This window comes from Massilia sp. P1_C10, from assembly GCF_056406475.1.
This window is the reverse complement of the sequence record NZ_JBFUAC010000001.1, coordinates 607,720-629,945: the sequence shown is the minus strand read 5'-3', so window position 1 is coordinate 629,945 and position 22,226 is coordinate 607,720. Positions and strand designations below refer to the sequence as shown.

The 22,226-nt window shown below is 66.0% G+C and carries 19 protein-coding genes and 2 pseudogenes; 4 read left to right on the top strand and 17 right to left on the bottom strand.

Annotated elements, in window-relative coordinates:
- Positions 1-101: 101 nt before the first annotated feature.
- The 3 genes from AC1D02_RS02995 to AC1D02_RS02985 all read right to left on the bottom strand — a co-directional run bounded on the left by AC1D02_RS02995 (position 102) and on the right by AC1D02_RS02985 (position 1,479).
- Positions 102-206, bottom strand: coding sequence for a hypothetical protein (locus AC1D02_RS02995; RefSeq protein ID WP_477313540.1), 105 nt, complete (start codon positions 204-206; stop codon positions 102-104).
- Between the two features lie 42 nt (positions 207-248).
- On the bottom strand, positions 249-683 hold the full coding sequence (locus AC1D02_RS02990) for a DUF1828 domain-containing protein (protein ID WP_477313538.1): 435 nt from the start codon (positions 681-683) through the stop codon (positions 249-251).
- A 616-nt stretch (positions 684-1,299) separates the two neighbouring features.
- Positions 1,300-1,479, bottom strand: a complete 180-nt coding sequence (locus tag AC1D02_RS02985; RefSeq protein ID WP_477313536.1) for a hypothetical protein — start codon at positions 1,477-1,479, stop codon at positions 1,300-1,302.
- Between the two features lie 117 nt (positions 1,480-1,596).
- Here AC1D02_RS02985 and AC1D02_RS02980 point away from each other — a divergent pair, with 117 nt between their 5' ends.
- Positions 1,597-2,346 carry an SDR family oxidoreductase gene (locus tag AC1D02_RS02980; protein ID WP_477313991.1) on the top strand — a complete coding sequence of 250 codons (750 nt, stop codon included), beginning with the start codon at positions 1,597-1,599 and terminating at the stop codon, positions 2,344-2,346.
- A 9-nt stretch (positions 2,347-2,355) separates the two neighbouring features.
- Here the strand turns inward: AC1D02_RS02980 and AC1D02_RS02975 are convergent, their stop codons facing one another.
- From AC1D02_RS02975 to AC1D02_RS02930, 10 genes are all read right to left on the bottom strand, one after another.
- Positions 2,356-2,850: a MarR family winged helix-turn-helix transcriptional regulator gene (locus AC1D02_RS02975; RefSeq protein WP_477313534.1), complete on the bottom strand. Its 495-nt coding sequence runs from the start codon at positions 2,848-2,850 to the stop codon at positions 2,356-2,358.
- A 7-nt stretch (positions 2,851-2,857) separates the two neighbouring features.
- Entirely contained in the window at positions 2,858-4,492 is a 1,635-nt protein-coding gene (locus tag AC1D02_RS02970) for a benzoate-CoA ligase family protein (protein ID WP_477313532.1), read from the bottom strand.
- A gap of 138 nt (positions 4,493-4,630) precedes the next feature.
- Positions 4,631-5,320 carry a response regulator gene (locus tag AC1D02_RS02965; RefSeq protein WP_477313530.1) on the bottom strand — a complete coding sequence of 230 codons (690 nt, stop codon included), beginning with the start codon at positions 5,318-5,320 and terminating at the stop codon, positions 4,631-4,633.
- Positions 5,321-5,362: 42 nt separating this feature from the next.
- Positions 5,363-10,264: a two-component regulator propeller domain-containing protein gene (locus tag AC1D02_RS02960; protein ID WP_477313528.1), complete on the bottom strand. Its 4,902-nt coding sequence runs from the start codon at positions 10,262-10,264 to the stop codon at positions 5,363-5,365.
- Position 10,265: 1 nt separating this feature from the next.
- On the bottom strand, positions 10,266-11,435 hold the full coding sequence (locus tag AC1D02_RS02955) for a patatin-like phospholipase family protein (RefSeq protein ID WP_477313526.1): 1,170 nt from the start codon (positions 11,433-11,435) through the stop codon (positions 10,266-10,268).
- Between the two features lie 108 nt (positions 11,436-11,543).
- Positions 11,544-13,322, bottom strand: coding sequence for a gamma-glutamyltransferase (ggt, locus tag AC1D02_RS02950; protein ID WP_477313524.1), 1,779 nt, complete (start codon positions 13,320-13,322; stop codon positions 11,544-11,546).
- 91 nt (positions 13,323-13,413) lie between these two features.
- On the bottom strand, positions 13,414-14,172 hold the full coding sequence (locus AC1D02_RS02945; protein WP_477313522.1) for a 3-hydroxyacyl-CoA dehydrogenase: 759 nt from the start codon (positions 14,170-14,172) through the stop codon (positions 13,414-13,416).
- An 81-nt stretch (positions 14,173-14,253) separates the two neighbouring features.
- Positions 14,254-14,682 carry a hypothetical protein gene (locus tag AC1D02_RS02940; RefSeq protein ID WP_477313520.1) on the bottom strand — a complete coding sequence of 143 codons (429 nt, stop codon included), beginning with the start codon at positions 14,680-14,682 and terminating at the stop codon, positions 14,254-14,256.
- A gap of 69 nt (positions 14,683-14,751) precedes the next feature.
- On the bottom strand, positions 14,752-15,720 hold the full coding sequence (locus tag AC1D02_RS02935) for a M12 family metallopeptidase (protein WP_477313518.1): 969 nt from the start codon (positions 15,718-15,720) through the stop codon (positions 14,752-14,754).
- A gap of 12 nt (positions 15,721-15,732) precedes the next feature.
- Positions 15,733-15,909 carry a hypothetical protein gene (locus tag AC1D02_RS02930; RefSeq protein WP_477313516.1) on the bottom strand — a complete coding sequence of 59 codons (177 nt, stop codon included), beginning with the start codon at positions 15,907-15,909 and terminating at the stop codon, positions 15,733-15,735.
- A 127-nt stretch (positions 15,910-16,036) separates the two neighbouring features.
- On the opposite strand from AC1D02_RS02930, the gene AC1D02_RS02925 reads away from it, so the two are divergent.
- Positions 16,037-17,335, top strand: a complete 1,299-nt coding sequence (locus AC1D02_RS02925) for an acetyl-CoA hydrolase/transferase family protein (protein WP_477313514.1) — start codon at positions 16,037-16,039, stop codon at positions 17,333-17,335.
- Between the two features lie 4 nt (positions 17,336-17,339).
- Here AC1D02_RS02925 and AC1D02_RS02920 read toward each other — a convergent pair whose 3' ends face one another.
- A complete protein-coding gene (locus AC1D02_RS02920; RefSeq protein ID WP_477313512.1) occupies positions 17,340-17,534 on the bottom strand; it encodes a DUF1059 domain-containing protein in 195 nt (64 codons plus the stop codon).
- Between the two features lie 74 nt (positions 17,535-17,608).
- Here AC1D02_RS02920 and AC1D02_RS02915 point away from each other — a divergent pair, with 74 nt between their 5' ends.
- Both AC1D02_RS02915 and AC1D02_RS02910 read left to right on the top strand, forming a co-directional pair.
- Complete coding sequence (locus tag AC1D02_RS02915) at positions 17,609-18,130, top strand: DsbA family protein (RefSeq protein WP_477313510.1); 522 nt, start codon at positions 17,609-17,611, stop codon at positions 18,128-18,130.
- A 27-nt stretch (positions 18,131-18,157) separates the two neighbouring features.
- Positions 18,158-19,218: pseudogene (locus AC1D02_RS02910) on the top strand (tartrate dehydrogenase).
- 1 nt (position 19,219) lies between these two features.
- On the opposite strand, the pseudogene AC1D02_RS02905 reads toward AC1D02_RS02910, so the two are convergent.
- The 3 genes and pseudogenes from AC1D02_RS02905 to AC1D02_RS02895 form a co-directional block, all read right to left on the bottom strand.
- Positions 19,220-19,384 (bottom strand): annotated as a pseudogene (locus AC1D02_RS02905) (type II toxin-antitoxin system ChpB family toxin); the annotation flags it as partial.
- A 7-nt stretch (positions 19,385-19,391) separates the two neighbouring features.
- On the bottom strand, positions 19,392-19,643 hold the full coding sequence (locus tag AC1D02_RS02900; protein WP_477313508.1) for an AbrB/MazE/SpoVT family DNA-binding domain-containing protein: 252 nt from the start codon (positions 19,641-19,643) through the stop codon (positions 19,392-19,394).
- 180 nt (positions 19,644-19,823) lie between these two features.
- Positions 19,824-22,067: a sodium-translocating pyrophosphatase gene (locus AC1D02_RS02895; RefSeq protein ID WP_477313506.1), complete on the bottom strand. Its 2,244-nt coding sequence runs from the start codon at positions 22,065-22,067 to the stop codon at positions 19,824-19,826.
- Between the last annotated feature and the right edge of the window lie 159 nt (positions 22,068-22,226).

Here is a 22,226-nt window from a genome sequence, read left to right as displayed (position 1 = left end):
ATGCAAGACCCTTTATCCATGCGGGTTTCAAGGCACTATTCGATCCTAGTCGGAGACCACGAACTCTTCCTCTGATGCGACGTTTTCGATGGGCACGACGCTCAAGCGCACGCCAACGATGTTGTCGCGCGCGTGATTCCCGCCTTTTTCGCAATGTCGGTTACGCCTTCGGCGCGTGCGATATCTCCCAGCGCAGAGGCGAGCAAGCCGGCATCTTCGCGGCGCGTGCCGCGCCGGCCAAATGAGACTCAGGCGGGCTGTCTGCCTTGTGCCGCAATGCGTACGGATATCGGTTCGATTCCGTTCGGCAGCACGGCCTCCCAATCGTCCAGGGCAAGCATAGTCTTCAAGTATTGTGCGAAGCCCTGGGGCGCATCATCTACGCTGGTCCAGATTTCCAGCTCGCCGTCCTTGTTCAGCGACAATCCATTGGGACCAGCGGTCTCATTGGTGAAACTGATTGTTCTCTCGTCGTCAGGGAACATGCCGCACGTGAGCAGTCGGAGAGAAGCCTCGCCTGCATCAAAAAACCTGACTCGGTCTCCTCGCTGTTCGATGTAAACGGGCACATCGTCGCCGTCTGGATAAACGTAAGGAACGGCAATCATGGCGACAGAGCCATCGTCGGTCAGAGCATGGCAGTCGAATCCAAGCTTCGCCGAAATCTGTGTGAAGATCGTCATTTCCCCTCTCGTAAGCATTCTTTGGAGGCAGCGGCACAACGTCGAATACGATATTCGTTTGCTCGCAAAAAAACGCCAACACCTGATCGTACCTCCATTTCATCCACTCCGCAGACCCGCCAATGCGCGTTCGTCCTATATGCTCATGCGATCGCTTGTGCACATCTTTTATCGGGCGCGGGCTTTGTGTCACATCGAGCTGGTAGACTATTTCTGGGCCGTACTTCTCGGTCTTGAAGACGGTGAAGACATAGCGTCTTAAGGCAGGGCCGATGAAGCTAAACCTCAGCTCAATCTGCAGATGGACCTGGGCACCATCTTCGTCGACCAAGCCTGTCGCTAGCAAAAATGTTTCGGGATGATGTGGAGATCGAATCCACCCAAGCTTGCCGACCGTGTAGGTCGGATAAGCCAGCAGCGACCTGGCCTCCAATTCGGACATTTTCCGCATGTGCCGTGGGAGGGGATGTTGGGTAGAAATCAGGAAGCAGCAATGACCAAGGTTCCCGATGCGGGAGCCGAACCGGTTCCCAATCTAACATCGCCAGCAATCGTCGGATGCGACCTGCATCAGCCGCGCAAGTCATGAAGGCGTCCCGCGATTCAATAGGACGAATTAATGGCGCAGCTGCTCGCGGGGCGCCGTCAGCACGCGCTCGGTGAGGTCCGGATCGATGCCGCGCAGCAGCAGAAACTTGCGCGCGACGTCGTCGCCGAACGCGCGCTTCATCGCGATCCCTTCATCCACCTGCCGGGCCGTTTCCATATCTGTGCGTGGGGCATGTTGCTCGTTCATCGCGTCCTCCGTGTCGATGAGGATTTATATCATGGTTGGCAAAGCGCACGATTGCCTGTAGGACTTGGCCGCGCCCGTGTCGCCGCGCTGCCGCAGCGGCGTGATATTCTCGGCGCCATGACCTCTCCCCTTCTTCTGATTACTGGCGGTGGCCGCGGCATCGGCGCGGCGTGTGCGCTGCTGGCCGGCCGGCGCGGCTACACCGTCTGCATCAACTACCTGCGCGATGCCGATGCCGCGATGGCGGTGGCCCGCGCGATCGAACAGGCCGGCGGCAGCGCGATGACGATCCAGGCCGACGTCGCGCGCGAAGACGATGTGCTGCGCATGTTCGCTGCGATCGACGCGCGCTTCGGCCGCCTCGATGCATTGATCAACAACGCGGCCATCCTCGGCAAGCAGATGCGGGTCGAGCAGATGGACGCCGCGCGCATCGAGCGCATCCTGGCGACCAACGTGACCGGCAGCTTTCTGTGCGCGCGCGAAGCGATCAAGCGCATGTCGGCCGCGCATGGCGGCAGCGGCGGCGCCATCGTCAACATCTCGTCGCGCGCCGCGGTGCTCGGCTCGGCCGGCGAATACGTCGACTACGCGGCCTCCAAGGCGGCGGTCGACGCGCTGACGATCGGACTGTCGAAGGAAGTGGCGGCTGAAGGCATCCGCGTCAACGGCGTGCGCCCGGGCCTGATCCGCACCGAAATGCACGCCAGCGGCGGCGAGCCGGGGCGGGTCGAGCGCTTGCAGGGATCGGTGCCGATGGGACGCGGAGGCGAAGCGGAGGAAGTGGCGGAAGCGGTACTCTGGCTGCTCTCGGCGCAGGCGTCGTACACGACCGGCAGCTTCATCGACGTGTCGGGCGGCCGCTAGGAAAAAGCGTTAGTCGCTGTCCTTGCCGCCGGCAGCGTTCAGGTGCTGCTTCATCTGCGACAGCAGCTCGATCAGCATGCCCTTGTCGTCGGGCGAGACGTCCTTCAGCAGGTCGGCGATCCAGCCCTCGTGCACTACCGCCATCTCGGCGAACGCGCGGCGCCCCGCCGGCGTCAGCATCACGCTGTAGGCGCGCCGGTCCTTCGGGTCCGGCACCCGCACCACCAGCTTCTCCTGCTCCAGCTGGTCGGTGATGCCGGTGATGTTCCCGCCAGTGACCATCATGCGCTTCGACAGTTCGCCCATGCGCAGCCCGTCCGGATGGCGCTCGAGCTGCGCCATCAGGTCGAAGCGCGGCAGCGTGATGCCGAAGGTGGCGCGCAGCCGCGTGCGGATCTCGTTCTCGATGCGCGTCGTGCACGACAGCATGCGCAGCCACAGCTTGAGCGACTGGTGATGGTCCTGCGTCAGGCGGGTGGCCAGGTCGATGTCGTGGTCTTGCATGGGTTCCTCAGGCGGCATCGCCGCTGCGAAGCTTGAAGCGCTGCAGCTTGCCGGTCTCGGTGCGCGGCAGCTTGTCGAGGAAGCGCACCGAACGCGGATACTTGTACGGCGCGATCGACTGCTTGACGAAATCCTGCAGCGCGCCCGCCGTTTCGGCCGACGGCTCGAAGCCCGGCTTGAGCACCACGAACGCTTCGACCACCTGGCCGCGCTCCTCGTCGGGCCGGCCGATGACGCCGCATTCGGCCACCGCCGGGTGGCGCAGCAGCGCCTCTTCCACCTCGACGCCGGCGATGTTGTAGCCGGCCGAGATGATCATGTCGTCGGTGCGCGAACGATAGAAGAAGTAGCCGTCCGCGTCCATCTCGTAGGCGTCGCCGGTCAGGTTCCAGCCGTCGACCACGTAGTCGCGCTGGCGCTCGTCGGCCAGGTAGCGGCAGCCGGTCGGGCCCTTTACCGCCAGGCGCCCGATCACGCCCGGCCCCACCTGCTTGCCCTCGTCGTCGAGGATGCAGGCCTGGTACCCCGGCACCGGCTTGCCGGTCGCCCCAGGCCGCACGTCGGCGCCGGATGCGGAGATGAAGATGTGCAGCAGTTCTGTCGCGCCGATGCCGTCGACCATTTCCAGGCCGGTCGCTTCGCGCCAGGCGTCGCGCGTGGCCAGCGGCAGCGCTTCGCCGGCCGATACGGTGTGGCGCAGGCTGGCCAGCTGGTACTTGTGCGCCAGAGGCGCCATCTGGCGGTAGAAGGTCGGCGCGGTGAAGCAGACCGTGGCGCGGTACCGTTCGATCGCGGCCAGCAGCGACTCCGGCGTCAGCTTCTCAAGCAGCACGCCGGCCGCGCCGACGCGCAGCGGGAACAGCAGCAGCCCGCCCAGGCCGAAGGTGAACGCCAGCGGCGGCGTGCCGATGAAGATGTCGTCCTCGCGCGAGCCGAGCGTGTGCGGCGGGAAGCAGTCGCAGATCGCCAGCACGTCGCGGTGGAAGTGCATGGTCCCTTTCGGGATGCCGGTGGTGCCCGAAGTGAAGCTGATCAGGCAGACGTCGTCGGCGGCGGTGGCGCACGGCGTAAATGGATCGTCGTGGCGCGCCATGCGCGATTCGAGCGCATCCGGGTCGGCCGGCGCGTCGAAGATGATGGCGGGCGGCAGGCGCTCGAGGCCATCGAGTTCGGCGCGCAGGCCGGAGGCGCACAGCACCGCGTCCACTTGCGCCTTGTCGATGATCTTGCCCAGTTCGCGCGCGCGCAGCAGCGGCATGGTCGGCACCGCGATGCAGCCGCACTTGATCACGGCCAGGATGCTGGCGGCCATGGTGGGGTTGTTCGCGCCGCGCAGCAGCACGCGGTTGCCGGGCACCAGGCCGAGGTCGCGCCGCAGCACATGGGCGATGCGGTCGACCCGCGCCGTGAGCTGGGCGTAAGTCAGGGTTTCGGCGGCGCCGTAGACCGCGATGCGCTCGCCGCGGCCGCGCGCGACGGCGGCGTCGAGCAGTTCGGCGACGCAGTTCAGGCGCGTCGGGTATTGCAAAGAGGGGAGGTCGAATCGGAATTCCGGCCACTGGTCGGGCGGCGGCAGGTGCGCGCGCGCGAAATCGTCCTGGTGGGCGGAAGGGCTCAGTGCTGCGGGGATCACGCTTGTCATGGTCGCCTTGATTGAAGTATCGGTCAGACTGGCTTGCTGGCGGATACTTTAATTCTAAACAATCACAACATCAAGCATATTCTGGGCTTAGCCAGACCTGGCGCAAGAGTGGATCACGCGGCGGCGACAAAGGCGGGGTCAGGTCTGCAGTTTGCGCACACGGTCCGACTGCCGGCCCACCGATTCCAGCGCTGCGCCCAAGGCGGCCTGGATGGCGCGCGCGCCGATCTCGCCCTGCGCCAGCGCGTGCAGTCGCCCCGCCGCGCCATCGAGCCCCAGGGTCACGCAACCGGCGTGCAGCTTTTCGATCCGCGACCGCGCATCGCCCTCCTCCACCGCGGCCAGTTCGTGCGCCGCCGCGGCCAGCTGGCTCTCGAAGCCCCCGAGGTAGGCAAGCAGCCGCGCGCCGTCGATCCCGAGGCGCTGCATGGTGGCGAGCGGACTTTCGGCGGCGTCGTCCATCTGCGGCCGCAACCCGGCCAGCTGCGCCAGCACCAGGTCCTGCTCGAACGGCTTGACGATGTAGCCGCCGGCGCCAAGGCTGCTGGCCTGCGCCATCGTCGCGTGGTCGTTGGCCGATGAAGCGAGCACGAAGCGCATGCCGTCGAGCGCGGGGTCTTCCTTCACGCGCGCCAGCAGCGCCATGCCGTCCAGGTTGGGCATGCGCAGGTCACAGAAGCAGATCGACGGCCGCAGCCCTTCCCGCAGCTGGCGCCAGGCGTCGGCCCCGTCCTCGGCTTCGAAAATCTCGTAGGCGCCGCAGCTATCGACCAGGTGCATCAGCACCATGCGCGAGACCACGTCGTCGTCAACCACCAGCACTTTCATCGCATCTCCCTTTATTCGCGTCGATTATATCGGCCCGCGCGCTCAGGCAGCGCCAGCTTCGAAGCGGTCCAGCAGACGCCGCAGCCGCGGCATGGCGGCGCCGATCACGCCCCACTCGCGCTGGTCGGCGGACAGTTCCAGCTCGCCGCACAGCAGGTGCAGCTCGGTCGCATCGAGGTAGGCGGCGCTGCCTTTGAGCCCGTGCAGCACGCGCGCCGCCGTGTCGTGATCCTGGCGGGCCAGCGCCTGCTCCAGCTCCGCGCGCCTGCCCGGCAAGTCGCCGGCGAAGGCGCTGCGCAGGCGCGCCTTCAGGTCGGTGGTGCGGCGCCCGGCGTTCTGCGCCACCGCCACCGCCAGCGGCGTCGGCCCGGTGAGCACCCCGAACATCGCGTCGAGGTCGGCGATGCCGGGCGCGCCGATCGGCGGCGCCGGCATCGGCGCCAGCGCGATGCCGCGCGCCAGCTGGCGCTCGATCGCGCGGCTCAATTGCTGGTGCAGCGCCGCTTCGTCGATCGGCTTGGACAGGAAATCGTCCATGCCGCTGCCAATGTAGCGCGCGCGGTCTTCCTCGCTGGCGTTGGCGGTGAGAGCGATGATCATCAGGTCGCGGTCCAGCACCGGCGCCTCGGGCGGGCCGCCGTCGCGGATGATGCGGGTGGCGCTGGCGCCGTCCAGCTCCGGCATGCGCCCGTCCATCAGGATCAGGTCGTAGCGGGTGCGCGCGCAGGCCGCCAGCGCCAGCTGGCCGTTGTCGACGATGTCGGCCTGGTGGCCCAGCTCCTGCAGCATCATGCGGATGATGATCTGGTTGGTCGGAAAGTCCTCGGCGCACAGCACGCGCAGGCGGTGGCTGTGCGGCGCGCGCGGCGCCGGCGCGACCACCGGTGGCTGCACGCCGTCGGCCAGCGGCACGACGAAGCTGAAGCAGCTGCCCTTGCCTTCTTCGCTCACCACGCTGATGGTCCCGTCCATCAGTTCGACCAGCTGGCGGCAGATCGCCAGCCCCAGCCCGGTGCCGCCGTAGCGCCGGGTGGTGGTGCTGTCGGCCTGCTCGAATTTCTGGAACAGCCGCTCCAGCGCGTCCGATGCGATACCGATTCCGGTGTCGTGCACCGAAAACCGTATCATATTGACGTGCGGCCGCGCCGGGTCGGACGCCAGCGCGTCGACCCTCACGCTGACGCTGCCACGCTGGGTGAACTTGAAGGCGTTGCCGACCAGGTTGACCAGCACCTGGCGCAGGCGGGTCGGATCGCCGACCACGAAGCGCGGCAAATCGGGCGCCAGCTCGATGTCGAAGCCGATGCTATGCGCCGCGGCCTGCTCTTCGAACAGGCTGGCCACGTGTTCCAGCGTGGCCGCCAGCGCGAAGTCGATGTTCTCGATGGTCAGCTTGCCGGCCTCGATCTTGGAGAAGTCGAGCAGGTCGTTGATGATCGCCAGCAGCGCCTGGGCGTTGGCCTGGCCGCGCAGGATTTGCTCGCGGGTGCCGTCGTGCAGGCGGGCGTCGCGCAGCGCGAAGCCGAGCATGCCGATCACGCCCGCCAGCGGAGTGCGCATCTCGTGGCTCATGTTGGCCAAAAATTCCGACTTCTGGCGCGTCGCGTCCTCGGCGCGCTGCTTGGCCAGGCGCAGGCGCTCGTCGTTGTCCTGCAAGGCGCGGTTGGCCTGGGCCAGCTCGTCGGTGTTCAGGCGCACGCGCTTTTCCATCTCCTCGAGCTGGCGGTAGGCGCGCGCATTGTCGAGCGCGACGGCCGCGTGCGCGGCCAGCGTGGCCAGCATGTCGAGGTGCACGCGGCGGTACGCGTTCTTCTCGATGCTCTGCACGCACAGCACGCCCATCACGCGCTCCTTGACGATCAGCGGCACGTACATCGTCGACATCGCGACCGAGGTGGCGCTGCCGTCGATGCGCCGCATCCCGACCAGCGGTCCGGGCTCGCGCCGTTCGATGTAGTTGTCGTATTCGGCCTCGATGTCGTTGATGAACACCTCGCGCCGGTGCGTCAGGCACCACACGGCCAGCTGGTTCGGCTGGTCCACCGGACGCGTATAGCGCGGCGAGCGCAAGCCCTGGTCGATCGCAAACGGGAACTCGATCACGCCGAGGTCTTCGCGGTAAATGCCGATGCCGAAGATGCGCGCGTCCATCAGGTGCTGAACGTGGCGGTACACCGTGCCCATGATGGTTTCCATGTCGAGCGTGGCGGTCAGCTCGCGGCCGATCTCGGACAGGATCGAGATGTTGCGGTGGGCCAGTTCGACATTCTCCTTCTGCAGCTCGACCTCTTCCTTCTGGCGCTCGGCGTCGCGGCGGCGCTGCTCCGCTTCGGCGCGCTGCGATTCGGCTTCGACGCGGCGCACGTCGAGTTCGAGCTTCTGACGCTCGAGCAGGCGGTTCTGCAGGCCGATTTCCGCGGTGCGCGCGTGCACCTGCTGTTCGAGCAGGTCCTTCTGCCGGCGCAGCCCGCGCATGCGGAAGCGGAAAGCCGCGTAGGCGCTGCCCAGCACGGCCATCCCCATCATCGTGCGGAACCACCAGGTCTTCCAGAACGGCGGCCGGATCACGATCGACAGCGTGGCGCCGGACGGGCTCCAGACGCCGTCCTTGTTGGCGGCCTTCACCCTGAACGTGTAGGTGCCGGGATCGAGGTTGGTGTAAGTGGCGAATCGCTTGGTGGCGTCGGTGGCGACCCAGTTCTCGTCGAATCCGACCAGCTGGTAGGCGAAGCGGTTGCGCTGCGGCGCGGCGTAATGCAGCGCCGAGAATTCGAGCGAGAACACCGAATCGGCGGCATCGAGCGTGATCTCCGCGGCGTGCTCGATCGGCCCTTTCAGCAGGCCCGGATGGACCTGCTGTACCGGCTTGTTGAAGACCTGGAAGCCGGTGATCACGGCGCGCGGCGCGATCAGATTGTCGCTGATGGCGCGCGGGTTGAACGCGGTGATGCCGTTGAAGCCGCCGAAGTACAGCGTGCCGTCGCGCGACTTGAACGCCGAGCCGTCGAAGTATGCGCCCTCGATGGTGCCGTCGCCGGCACTGTAGGTGCGCCACTTGTCGGTGAGGGGATTGAGGCGCGACAGGCCGGTGGTGGAGCTGACCCAGATGTTGCCCTCGTCGTCTTCCAGCATCGCCGCCACCGCGTCGTCGGCCAGGCCGTCGGCGGAAGAATAGCGCTTGAACCCGATGCCGCCGCGGCGCTGAATCATCTTGTTCAAGCCGCCCGCGGTGCCCGCCCAGATGTCGCCGCGATGGTCTTCCAGCAGGTAGTGTACTTCGTCGTGGTTGATGCTGGCGGGGTCGGCCGGATCATGGCGGAAGTGGGTGAACTTGCCGGTGGCGCGGTCGAGCAGGTCGAGGCCATCGAAGGTGCCGATCCACAGCTGGCCGCGGCCGTCTTCGAGGATGGTGCGGGCGGCGTTGTCGGCCAGGCTGGAAGGATCGGCAGGGTCATGGCGGAAGGTCGTCACCTTGCGCGTGGACGGGTCGAGCCGGTGCAGACCGCCGCGCGACGAGATCCACAGGATGCCGGCGCGGTCGGCCAGCATGCCGCGCACGGTCTCGCCATCCGGGTCGCCCGCGGCGAGCTGCTGGCGCGTGAAGCGACCCTTCGCCGGATCGAAGCTGGTGACGCCGGAGCGCCCGCCGGCCCACAGCACGCCGTTGCGATCGAGCGCCAGCGCGTTGACCAGCGTGTCCGACAGGCTGTTCGGATTGGCCGGATCGTGGCGCCACACCTCGGTCGTCGCAGTGACCGGATCGTAGCGGTCGATGCCGTCGTTGGTGCCGAGCCACACCTTGCCGGCGCCGTCGCCGACGATTGCGCGCACCTTGTTGTCCGACAGCGAGCCGTGGTTGCCCGGCTGCTTGACGAGGCGGGTGAAGCCGCCCGAGCCCAGGTCGACCCGGCTCACGCCGGCGTACCAGGTGCCGACCCAGAACGTGCCGACACGGTCGCGGAACAGCGATGAGACGTAGTTGTCGGCCAGGCTGTGGCTATCGCCGGGTTGGCTGCGGTAGTTGGCAAAGCGGCGCAGCTGCGGCAGCCAGCGATACAGGCCGTCGTCGTGGGTACCGGCCCAGATGGTGGCGTCGGCATCCTGGAACAGCACGGTGACCTGGCTGCGGGCGATGCCTTCGTCGGGACCGAGCAGGCGCCGCGCGGCGGCGCCCGCCGACGGCTTCCACATTTCAAGGCCGGCCAGGCTGCCGATCCACAGCGTCTGGTTGGCGTCGATCAGCAGCGCGCCGACCGTGTTGATCTTGGCGCCGCCGCCTGCAATGGCATGGTGCTCGAAGCCGGTCGCGCCAGGCGCCATGCTGTCGAGGCCCGAAGCGGTGCCGATCCACAGACGGCCGCCGGCGTCCAGCGCCAGCGCGTTCACCTGGTCGTCGGCCAGGCTTTGCGGCGTGCCGGCGGCGTGGTGCCACACCTTGAAGGCGCCGCTGTTCATGTCGAAATGCTGCAGGCCGTCCGCTGTCGCCACCCACAGCCCATCCTTGCCGTCGTCCAGCAGCGCATGGATATGGCGGTTGCCGTTGCCGCGCCTGACCGCCTCTTTGGGCTCGTAATGGGTGAAGGTCTGGGTCTCCGGATCGAAGCGGTCGAGCCCTCCGTCGGTGCCGATCCACAGCCGGCCGGCGCGGTCGATGTGCAGCACCCTCACCCAGTTGTTGGCCAGCGTGGCCGGGTTGCCGGCCTCATTGCGCCAGGTCGTCACACGATAGCCGTCGAAGCGCGACAGGCCCGACTGGCTGCCGAACCACATGAAGCCGTCGCCATCCTGGACGATCGACAGGATCGACTCCTGCGCCAGGCCGTGTTCGACCGAAAGCTGCTCGAAGCGCAGGCTGCGCGCGGGCGCGGCGCCCGCGCCGGCGGCGAAGATGAAGCTTAGTGCCAGCAGCAGCGCGGCGAACACGCGGAAGGGGTTGAGCGTCACGCTAATCCCCGAAAAAAGCCAGCACGTCGGCCGCGCGCGCGTGGGTGTCGCTCTTGCCCAGCGCGATCAGCTCGCGCGTGTAGCTCGATTCGAACAGCAGGTAGGACGCCAGCGCCGAGCCGCGCGTCTCGGTCGCGCCGATCCCGGACAGCAGCGCGCGCACCGGCCCGGGCAGGCTGGCGACGTGGCGCGAGGCGATGTCGTCGAGCCGCTCGGACGGCGCGATCACCAGCAGTTCGACCGGCTTGAGCGTGGTCCTGGCGTGATGCTCGGGCGGCATCATCGACAAGGTGGCGTTGATGCGGTTCAGGCGCTCGACATCGACCGCCAGGCTGTCGAGGAAGATCGAGGACATCGCGTGGCCGGCGATCTGCGCCAGGCTCGGATAGCGCGCCGACTGCGGCGCGCTGCGCACCGGCTCGTTCATGCGGCCGGCGCCGACCACCAGCACTTTGGTCGCACCCAGGTGAATCGCCGGCGAAATCGGCGCGAGCTGGCGCATGGAGCCGTCGCCGCAATATTCCTGGCGTCCGCCCAGGTACAGGGGCACCGCGGGGAAGATGAAGGGAATCGCCGACGACGCCAGCAGGTGCTCGACGCCGATCTGGTCCTGCAGCGCGATGCGCTGCATGCGTACCCACGGCGCCACGTCGACCGCGCTCTGGTAGAAGGTGATATGGTTGCCGACCGTGTACGACGAGGCGGTGACGGCGAGCGCGTGCAGCAGGCCTTCGGACAGCGCGGCGTCGAGGCGCGGCAGGTCGAGCATCCGGTGCAGCAGCCCCGCCAGCGGCGTGTTGTCGAGCAGCGAACTGGGCGGCGCGGCACGCCATTTGCGCAGCAGCCAGCCGAACGACAGCAGCGACAGCCAGCGCGCGCCCGAGCGCAGCATGCCGATCGAATCGGTGCGGTAGACCTGTTCGGCGGTGAAGTTTTCCCAGACGTCGAGCAGGGTCTGCACGCCCTCGCCGAAATTGTCGGCGCGGCAGGCCAACGCGGTCGCGTTGATCGCGCCGGCCGAGGTGCCGCAGATGATGTCGAACGGATTGCGCGCCGGCGACCAGCCTTGTTCCCATAACAGTTGGGAAATCGCCTGGAGCACGCCAACCTGGTAGGCGGCGCGCGCCCCTCCCCCGGTCAGGATGAGTCCGGTTTTTTCTTGTATTCCCATACTGCAAGATTAGCAGGGACAGGGGCTGCGAGGCTAGCAAAAGTTACAAAAGCGGGAGCATGTTTTCGTTCGTCGTTCCTGCAAAGGCAGGAACGACAAGCACATAACTCAGTCGCCCCTGGCGACGCCCTCGCGGCGCGGGTCGGCGCCGCCGAACCAGAAATCCTGGCCGTGGATCGACAGGCGCTGGATGCCGTGCAGGCCGGAGTTCTGCTCGGTCAGGCGCACCGTGTGCCCGCGCGCCTTGAGCGCATCGATCGTCGCCGCCGGGAAGCGCCGCTCTTCCAGTTCGGTCGGGCCGTTCTTGCTGCCGAAGTTGGGCAGCGCGATCGCCTGCTGCACGTTGAGGTTCCAGTCCAGCGTCCCCACCAGCACCTTGGCGACGTAGTTGATGATCGCCGGACCGCCGGGCGAGCCGACCGCCAGCACCAGCTTGCGCGAGCCCTTGTCGAACACGATCGTCGGCGACATCGCGCTGCGCGGCCGCTTGCCGGCCTGGACCCGGTTGGCGATCGGGCCGTCCTTGTCGACCGAGTCGAACGAGAAGTCGGTCAGCTGGTTGTTCAGGATGAAGCCGTCGACCATCTGGCGCGAGCCGAACAGGTCTTCCACCGTGGTCGTCATCGACAGGCCGGCGCCGTGGCTGTCGACCACCACCAGGTGCGAGGTCGACGGATTGTCGATCGCGGTGTCGGCGCCCCACGCCACGTCCATGCCGGGCGGACGGCCGGCCGGCGCCATGCCCATCGACTTCTCGCCGATCAGCATGGCGCGCGTGGCCAGGTAGTCCTTGTCGATCAGGCCGGGCACGCCGCGGCCAGGCAGCGGCACGAAGTCGGTGTCGGCGGCGTAGCGGTTGCGGTCCGCATAGGCCAGGCGCCCTGCTTCGGTGAACAGGTGCAGCGCCTCGGGGCCGGGCACGCCGCCCGCCTCCGGAGCCAGCTTTGCCATGTCGCGCGTCTCCAGGATGCCGAGCATCTGCGCCACGGCGATGCCGCCCGACGACGGCGGCGGCATGCCGCACACGGTCCACGCGCGGTAGTCGCTGCACACCGGCGTGCGCACCTTCGGCTGGTAGCCGGCGATGTCGGCGGCCGTCAGCTTGCCCGGATTGGTCGGATGTCCCGCCACCTTGGCCGCGATGTCGCGCGCGATGTGGCCGGTGTAGAAGGCGTTCGCGCCGCCCTGCGCGATCTCGCGCATGGTTTTGGCCAGCGCCGGATTCTTGAGGATGTAGCCGATCGGGCGCGGCTTCATGTCGGCGTCGTAGAAGTACATGGCGGCCACCGGATCCTTGCGAATGTGCTGGTCGAACATCAGCAGGCCATTCAGGCGCTGGCTGACCGCGAAGCCATGTTCCGCGAGGCCGATGGCCGGCTCGAACAGCGTCTTCCAGGGCAGCTTGCCATGCTGCTTGTGCGCCAGTTCGAGCATGCGCAGCACGCCGGGGGCGCCGACCGAGCGGCCGCCGACCACGCCGGCCACGCGCGACAAGGGCGTGCCATCGGGATTCTGGAACAGGTGTTCGTCGGCGCCGGCAGGCGCGGTCTCGCGGCCGTCGAAGGCCTGCACGTTCTTGCCGTCGTAGTACATCAGGAAGGCGCCGCCGCCGATGCCGGACGATTGCGGTTCGACCAGCGTGAGCACCATCTGGGTCGCGATCGCCGCGTCGATGGCGCTGCCGCCTTTTTTGAGCATGCGGTAGCCGGCGTCGACCGCCAGCGGATTGGCCGCGGCCACCATGTATTTCTTCGCCGCCCAGCCGGCCTTGTCCTGCCAGGCGGTGGCAACTTCCGGGGCGTCCTGCGTGGTCTGCGCCCGCGCGGGCATGTGGGCGAAAGCGCCCGTCAGCGCGGCCGCAAGGGCCAGCGTCCTCAATGTGATCATCGAATCTCCAACAGCGGCTGTAAAAAATCGGGGCCAGATCCATCGGACCTGACCCCAGCTGTTGGCATCCTACCTCAAATTGTGCAAACGTTTACTTCGGCTGCATGCGGATCGCGCCGTCGAGGCGGATCGTTTCGCCATTGAGCATGGTGTTTTCGATGATCGCGCGCGCCAGGTGGGCGTACTCGTTCGGGCGGCCGAGGCGCGGCGGGAACGGCACCATCTTGCCCAGCGCATCGCGCACTTCTTCGGGCATCCCCATCAGCATCGGCGTTTCGAAGATGCCGGGAGCGATGGTCATCACGCGGATGCCGCTGCGCGCCAGGTCGCGCGCCATCGGCAGGGTCAGGCCGACCACCGCCGCTTTCGACGAACCGTAGGCCGCCTGGCCGATCTGGCCGTCGTAGGCCGCGACCGACGCGGTGTTGATGATGATGCCGCGCTCGCCCGACTCGCCGGCTTCCGTCTTGCCCATTGCGTCAGCGGCCAGGCGGGCCATGTTGAAGGTGCCGACCAGGTTGATGTTCACCGTGCGCTGGAACACGTCGAGCGGATGCGCGCCGTCCTTGCCGACGGTCTTGACCGCGGGCGCGACGCCGGCGCAGTTGACCAGGCCTCGCAAGGTGCCCATTTCCTGCGCCGCGGCGACGACCGCCATGCCATCGGCTTCGGAGGTGACGTCGCACTTGACGAAACGGCCCTTGAGTTCGGCGGCCAGCGCGGTGCCGGCTTCGACCTGCACGTCGGCCAGCACGACCTTGCCGCCGGCTTCGACGATCATGCGCGCGGTCGCGGCGCCAAGACCGGATGCACCGCCGGTGATGATGAAGACATTGTCCTGAATTTGCATGGATTTCCCCTGAATGTTCGATTTAACGTTTACGTAAACGTCAACCTGCAGGATTGTAGCGAACTTTGCGCCGGACAGCGACTAAAAGCACTGGGCGGTGACCGGGCCCTTGTTGCACAGCTGGCCTTGCGGGCCGATCAGGGTGGTGCCGATACCGCCGTTGAAGCGGTTGCCGTTGACGTCGGTGCAGCCGGCGCCGTCGCAGCTGTTCATGCGCACCGGGCCGGGGATAGTTTGCGGCAATGGGATGGGTGGACGGACTTCGAGGATCGGGCGATAGGGTTCGGCCCCGATGCGCGGGGTCGGCTCGATCACCTGCCGGACCGAACGGCGCTTGAGGGGCTTGCGCGGCTTCGACGGCGCCGGCGCGGCGGGCGCGGCCACGGCGGCGGCCTGTTCGGACGGCTGCGGCTGCGGATCCGGCACTGGCGCCTGCTGCGCGCGCGCGCCGGCGGCCGCCAGCGAACAAGCCAGCAGAAAGGCAATCGACGCCGGTTTCAAGCAAGTCATGGCACACCTCTTAGCGAGGCTCAACTTTAGCACCAACGCCGAAGGCGGCGCGCGCGTCCCATGTGCCGCTTACCACATCATGACCGAGGTCTGCCCGGGCCGGTCGCTGTAGTAGAGGCGGATGCGCAGCACGTATTTGCGTCCCTTGACCAGCTTGAAACGGAAGTAGGCGTTGGTGTCCTCGCCGCTGTCGTCGTCCCCGGTGCGGTAGCGAAGCTGTCCGTTGTCTTCCTCGAACAGCACCATGACCGAGTCGGACGCGCCGAAGGTGCTGAATTCGCGGTAGGCCGTCTCTTGCGGCATGACGACGAAGTTGCGTTGCTCGCCGGCCGACAGCTTCAGCAGGACAGACTCGGCGGGCTTGAGTTCGACGTCTTGCAAGCCGGCCGATGGCGGGTACAGCGATTTGACCCAGCTTTTGTCCTTGGGGGAAAGGCCGCCGTGCGGCTGCAAGCCGTTCGCAAAATAGATTTCCGGCTTCTTGATCAGTCCTTTTTCAAACGGGTAATGCATGATCGAGTCCGGGTCCCAGGTCGTGCCCTCCACTTCGGAGGGGTCGAGCTTGCGGATGATGTTCCAGAAGGTCTTTTGCCGGTCCCACTCGTTGGGCGGCCTGGCCAGCGCCGCGTAGACCGCCTCCTCGTCCCACTCGATGCCGGACTTGGGATTCTGGTGTTCGTGCGGAAAGCCGAGCGTGTGGCCGATCTCATGGACCGCGGTATCGAGCTCGCCGGGCCGGGTGAGGTTCCAGCCGAAATTCATGGTGCGCTCGTTCGGGCCGTGGTCGAGAATTTCCCGTCCCAGCCACGACCAGGCGCCGTCGCCGCGCATGAAGCCGATACGAATTTCCGCCTCTTCGCGCACGGCCACCTCGCGGAACTCGATCCCGATCTGTTCGTTGGCCCAGGTCTCGAAGCCGCGCCGCACGACCGCCCGCTGCTCTTCCGCGCCGACCCAGCTGACGAACCCGCTGGTGCCATCGTTGAACATGACCGTCTCGCCATCGGTGACGCGGTCGAAGAAGTAATAGTGAAGCACCGTGTGGTTGACTCATTTATTGGAGAACAGGTTGATCGCTTCGATGCGCGCGGCGGTCACCCCTGGCGCGAATATCCGGCGCGGCGTGGGCCGCAAGGCGCAGAAGGAACGCTGCGCCGCTTCGTCGTCCTCCGCTTGATTCTCATGCCCTGCTTCACGTGTCGGTAGGCCGGCTGGTTCGGGCTGCATGAGATCTCTCCTTTGTCATTCAGCTTCGTGGGTTCCTGAGTTAGACCTCGCCGCTCCACGGCAGTTCACAGAGATCGCGCGATGCTGTTCCTGCGGTAGTATTTGGGTGACAACGGGGGAGACGGCAATGCAAACGGCACACCAGCTGTACCAGGACAAGCTCAGGGACGCGGCCGACGCGCTCGACCTGCTGTGCGACGGCGACATGATCATCGTGCCCACCGGCGTCGGCGAGCCGCCCGCGCTGCTCACCGCGCTGTCGGAGCAGCGGCGCCGCTTCCGCGACGTCAAGGTCGCGCAAATCCTCGCAATGCGCAAGTTCGGCTATTTCGATCGCAACACGGCCCCGCACGTGCGCCACGCCGCGCTGTTTTTTGGCGGCGCCTCGCGCGCCGGCGGCCAGGCCGGATGGTGTGATTTCATCCCCAACTATTTCTCGGAAATTCCCCTCCTGATCGAGCGCGGGCAGATGCCGGCCGACGTGGTGTTCGCGATGGCGTCGACCATGAACGAACAGGGATTCTTTTCCCTGAGCCTGGGCACCGACTACACGATGGCGGCCGTTGCGAAGGCGCGAGCGGTGGTGCTGGAAGTCAATCCGAACGTCCCGTTCGCGCACGGCCAGTGCCACGTGCATGTGTCGCAGGTGCACGCGATCGTCGAGAGCGACGAACCGATCCTGGAGGTGGGACTGCCGGCGATCGGCCCGGTGCAGGAAGCGATCGGGAAGTACGTGGCGGACATGATCGACGACGGCGCCACGCTGCAAATCGGTTATGGCGGCATCCCGGACGCCGTGGTGATGCAATTGACGGCCAAGCGCGACCTCGGCATCCACACCGAGATGATCGGTGACGGCATCCTGACGCTGGTCGAATGCGGTGCCGTGACCAACCGCAGGAAGACGCTGTTGCCGGGAAAAATGGTGGCGACTTTCGCACTCGGCTCGCGCAGGCTGTACCAGTTCATGCATCGGAACCCGATGGTCGAGATGCATCCGTCGAACTTCACCAACGATCCCTACAATGCGGGCCTGAACGACAACCTGGTATCGATCAACGCCAGCTTGCAGGTCGACCTGCTCGGCCAGTGCGGCTCGGAAAGCATCGCTCACCTTCCCTACTCCGGCACCGGCGGCCAGGTCGATTTCGTCCGCGCGGCGAACCGCTCGCGCGGCGGAAAATCGTTCATCGTGCTGCCCTCGACCGCCAAGGACGGCGCCATTTCGCGCATCGTTCCAACGCTCACGCCTGGCACCCACGCGACGACCAGCAAGAACGACGTCAATTACGTGGTGACCGAATTCGGCGTCGCCCAACTGCGTGGCAAGTCGGCGCGGCAGCGCGCCAAGGAACTGATCGCGATTGCGCATCCCGACTTTCGCGCCGAACTGCGCGCCGCAGCCGACCGCATGTGCGTGTTCTGACGAATCAGGCCGGCGGCGCGCCGGTGTGGATCGCCTTGGTCAGCTGCTGGCGGAATTCCGGCGTGTCCTGGTGGCCGTGCACCGCGACGGCGTGCTGGACCGCGACTTCCATCAACTCTTTTTCGGTGTCGGCGGCGATTGTCACCGTGCACTTCGAATCGCTGGGAACCTCGCGGCAGTCGATGTATTTGCGTGTCATGATAAACCTCCAAAAATGGCGGGTTCGGGCTTAAAGTATACGCAGCGCAGGCCCGACTTCAAGGAGAGGTAAACATGAGCCCGACAGTTTCGATTCACCACGACGACCACATGCAAGGCGGCAAGGACGCCGGCATCGTACTGGTCGAATACGGCGACTACCAATGCCCGTTCAGCAAGAAGGCGCACGCGGCGGTGAAGGACATGCAGCATCGGCTCGGCAGCCAGCTGTGCTACGTGTTCAGGCCGTTCCCGCTCACCGACCGGCATCCGTACGCCGAACTGGCGGCCGAGGCGGCGGAAGCGGCCGCCGCGCAGGGCCGCTTCTGGGACATGCACGATGCGCTGTTCGCGCTGCAGGAGCGCTTCGAGCCGGCGATGATTCCGCTGCTGGGCGAACGCCTGGGACTCGACGTCGAGATGCTGCACCTCGACCTGGCGAGCCAGCGCTTCAAGGACCGCATCGAGCAGGTCGCCGCCGCCGGAACGCACCTGGGCGTGGTCGAGACGCCGACCTTCTTCATCAACGGCGAGCGCCATTCGGGCGAGTCGGACGAGATGTCGCTGGTGTCGGCAATTATGCGATTTGTTGCATAATTGGAGACCATTCTCGAAAGGACCCGCATGAAGACGCACCGCATCGCGGTACTGGCCGGCGACGGCATCGGCAAAGAAGTCATGCCCGAGGGCCTGCGCGCGGTGCGGGCGGCGGCAGACCGTTTCGGCATCGGCCTCGAGTTCACCACCTTCGAGTGGGCCAACTGCGGCTACTTCGAAGCACACGGCAGATGATGCCGGACGACTGGTTCGCGCAGCTTTCAGGATTCGACGCGATCATGTTCGGCGCGGTCGGCTGGCCGGCCAAGGTGCCGGATCACGTTTCGCTGTGGGGATCGCTGATCAAGTTCCGGCGCGAGTTCGACCAGTACGTGAACCTGCGCCCGGTGCGCCTGATGCCGGGCGTGCCCTGCCCGCTGGCCAACAAGAAGCCGGGCGATATCGATTTCTTCGTGGTGCGCGAAAACACCGAGGGCGAATATTCGTCCGTCGGCGGGCGCAGCTTCGAAGGCACGGAACGCGAAGTGGTGATGCAGCAGGCGGTGTTCAGCCGCCACGGCACCGACCGCATCCTGAAGTACGCGTTCGAGCTGGCGCGGAAGCGGCCGAAGAAGCACCTGACGTCGGCCACCAAGTCGAACGGCATCTCGATCTCGATGCCGTACTGGGACGAGCGGGTCGAAACGATGGCGCCTTCGTATCCCGACGTCAGCTGGGACAAGTACCACATCGACATCCTGTGCGCGCGCTTCGTGCTGTCGCCGGAGCGCTTCGACGTGGTGGTGGCGTCGAACCTGTTCGGCGACATCCTGTCGGACCTGGGGCCGGCGTGCACCGGCACGATCGGCATCGCGCCTTCGGCGAGCCTGAACCCGGAACGCAAGTTCCCGTCGCTGTTCGAGCCGGTGCACGGATCGGCGCCGGACATCTACGGCAAGAACATCGCCAATCCGATCGCGATGATCTGGTCGGGCGCGATGATGCTGGACTTTTTGGGACACACCGATGCGCATGACGCGATCGTGCACGCGCTGGAGAAGTGTCTGGTGGAGGGACCGCGGACGCCGGACATGGGGGGGACCGCCAGCACTAGCGAAGTGGGAAAAGCGATCGCCGCCGCGATCTAACTCACGTTTCGAGAATCGCGCGCAAGCGTGCCAAGGCATCTTCAACGACGAATTCCGGCGCGGCTTCGATTTTTTTCGCGTGCCGCGCTGCCAGGTCAAGTGTCCGCACCATGTTCACCAGTGCGACTCCCTGCGTCTGAGTGCCCGAACCGGACAATTGAAATGCTGGCGCTTTACCATGCTTCGTGACCAGCCCGCTCGATGTTGCCCCAGTCGGCTAGATCCGCAGGTGGTTCGGCCTGCAAATCACATTGCGCCATCAGGTCAGACAGGGCGAAGGCCTTGCGTGCCGGTCGCAGCATCATGCCATCCGGCTTTATGTCGACCACCAATTTATCGCCGATCGACGCGCCTATTTGCGTGAGCAGCGTCGATGGGAGTCGAACCGCCGCGCTTTTGCCCCATTTCTGGATCGAAAGTTCCATGGCTCCCTCCATTGTAGAATCATTGTATATCCCTGATCTGCTGGCTTCAAACGAAAAAAAAGGTCAGGTCCGCTGGACCTGACCCTGGGTTTGACGCAGGATGGCGATTTGCCGCAGCGTTGGATCGAGCGGCGGCGACAACTTCGGGGGCAGGTCCAATGGACCTGACCCCACCTTCAATTACTTCAGCGGCTTCGGCTCTTCCGTTTCGCTTTTCGGCATCGGCTTGGTCAGCGCCGGATCCATCGGCGGCGTGACTTCAGGCGGCAGCGCCTTCGGCTCGGCTGTCTCGGTGGCCGGCATCGCCGGCGTGGCCATCGGCGCAACCACAGGCGCAGGCGCCACCACGGCCGGCGCATGCGCCGCAGCCGGCGTCACCGCGATCCAGCCGGTGATCGGCAGCAGCGGCACCAGCAGCAGCGCGACGATGTTGATGATCTTGATCAGCGGATTGACCGCGGGACCAGCCGTGTCCTTGTACGGATCGCCCACCGTGTCGCCAGTCACCGCGGCCTTGTGCGCCTCGGAACCCTTGCCGCCGAAATTGCCGTCTTCGATGTACTTCTTGGCGTTGTCCCACGCACCGCCGCCGGTGGTCATCGAGATCGCCACGAACAGGCCGGTGATGATGGTACCCATCAGCAGGCCGCCCAGCGCCATCGGCCCGAGCAGCATGCCGACCACGATCGGCACGAGCACCGGCAGCAGCGACGGGATGATCATTTCCTTGATGGCCGACGCGGTCAGCATGTCGACCGCCTTGTCGTACTCCGGCTTGCCGGTGCCGTCCATGATGCCCTTGATGTCGCGGAACTGGCGGCGCACTTCGACCACCACGGCGCCGGCAGCGCGCCCCACCGCTTCCATCGCCATCGCGCCGAACAGGTAAGGAATCAGGCCGCCGATGAACAGGCCGACGATGACCATCGGATTCGACAGGTCGAACGAGATGACATGGCCCGCGGTTTCGAGAGCGTGGGTGTAGTCGGCGAACAGCACCAGCGCGGCCAGGCCGGCCGAACCGATCGCATAGCCCTTGGTGACGGCCTTGGTGGTGTTGCCCACGGCGTCGAGCGGATCGGTAATGGCGCGCACCGAGTCAGGCATGTGCGACATCTCGGCGATGCCGCCGGCGTTGTCGGTGATCGGACCGTAGGCGTCGAGCGCGACGATGATGCCGGCCATCGACAGCATCGAGGTCGCTGCAATCGCGATGCCGTACAACTGGCCCATCTGGTAGGACGCGAGGATCGCGGCGCACACGGCCAGCACAGGGTAAGCGGTCGACTTCATCGACACGCCCAGGCCGGCGATGATGTTGGTGCCGTGGCCGGTCGTCGATGCTTCGGCGATGTGGCGCACCGGATGGAAATCGGTGCCGGTGTAGTACTCGGTAATGTAGACCATCAGGCCGGTGAGGACGATGCCGACCAGCGCGCAGCCCATCATCTTCATGCGCATGTCGGGAGCCCAGACGTGCCAGGTGACGGCGGCGAAGCCCACCAGCGACAGGCCGGCGGCCCACCACAAGCCGGTGTACAGCGCCGACATGATCTTCTTGCCCTGCCTGGCCTTGACCAGCGAGCAGCCGACGATCGAGCCGATGATCGACACCGCGCCAAGCAGCAGCGGATAGAGCATGGCGGTGCCCGTGTCGGCGCCGGTGAACATCAAGGCGCCCAGCAGCATGGTGGCGATCAGGGTGACGACGTAAGTCTCGAACAGGTCGGCGGCCATGCCGGCGCAGTCGCCGACGTTGTCGCCCACGTTATCGGCGATCACCGCGGGATTGCGCGGGTCGTCCTCGGGAATGCCGGCTTCGACCTTGCCAACCAGGTCGGCGCCGACGTCGGCGCCCTTGGTAAAGATGCCGCCGCCAAGACGCGCGAAGATCGAGATCAGCGAGGCGCCGAACGCCAGGCCGATCAGCGGCTTGATGATGTCATGCGCCGAGAGCGCCGTGCCGGCCGCCTGCACCGTCAGCATCCAGTAGAACAGGGTCACGCCCAAGAGGCCCAGGCCGACCACCAGCATGCCGGTGATGGCGCCGCCCTTGAAGGCGACATCGAGCGCGTCGTTCATGCTGCGCGTGGCCGCCTGCGCAGTGCGCACGTTGGCCCGCACCGACACGTTCATGCCGATGAAGCCGCACGCGCCCGAGAGCACCGCGCCGACCATGAATCCGAGCGCCGTCTGCCATCCAAGGAGGACGAAGATGGCAATGAACAGCACCACGCCGACGATCGCGATGGTGCGATACTGGCGCGCCAAATATGCGGCGGCCCCTTCCTGGATCGCCTGGGCGATCTCCTGCATGCGCGCGTTGCCGGCATCCTGGCGAAGAATCCAGGCACGCGACCACAATCCGTACACGACCGCTATCAGTCCACAAACAACTGCAAAAATCAGTGAATTTGCTACCATTTCGTCCCCTTAGTTTTCTTATCAAGTAACACAAAAACACACTTCGACAGCCCGTCCGACATGGACGGTCAACCTTACTGCGTACTGCAAAACTTTGAATCCAAAACAGGTGCGACGGTAGCAAGCCCATCAGTAGCGGCCAAAAAAATAGCGGACACG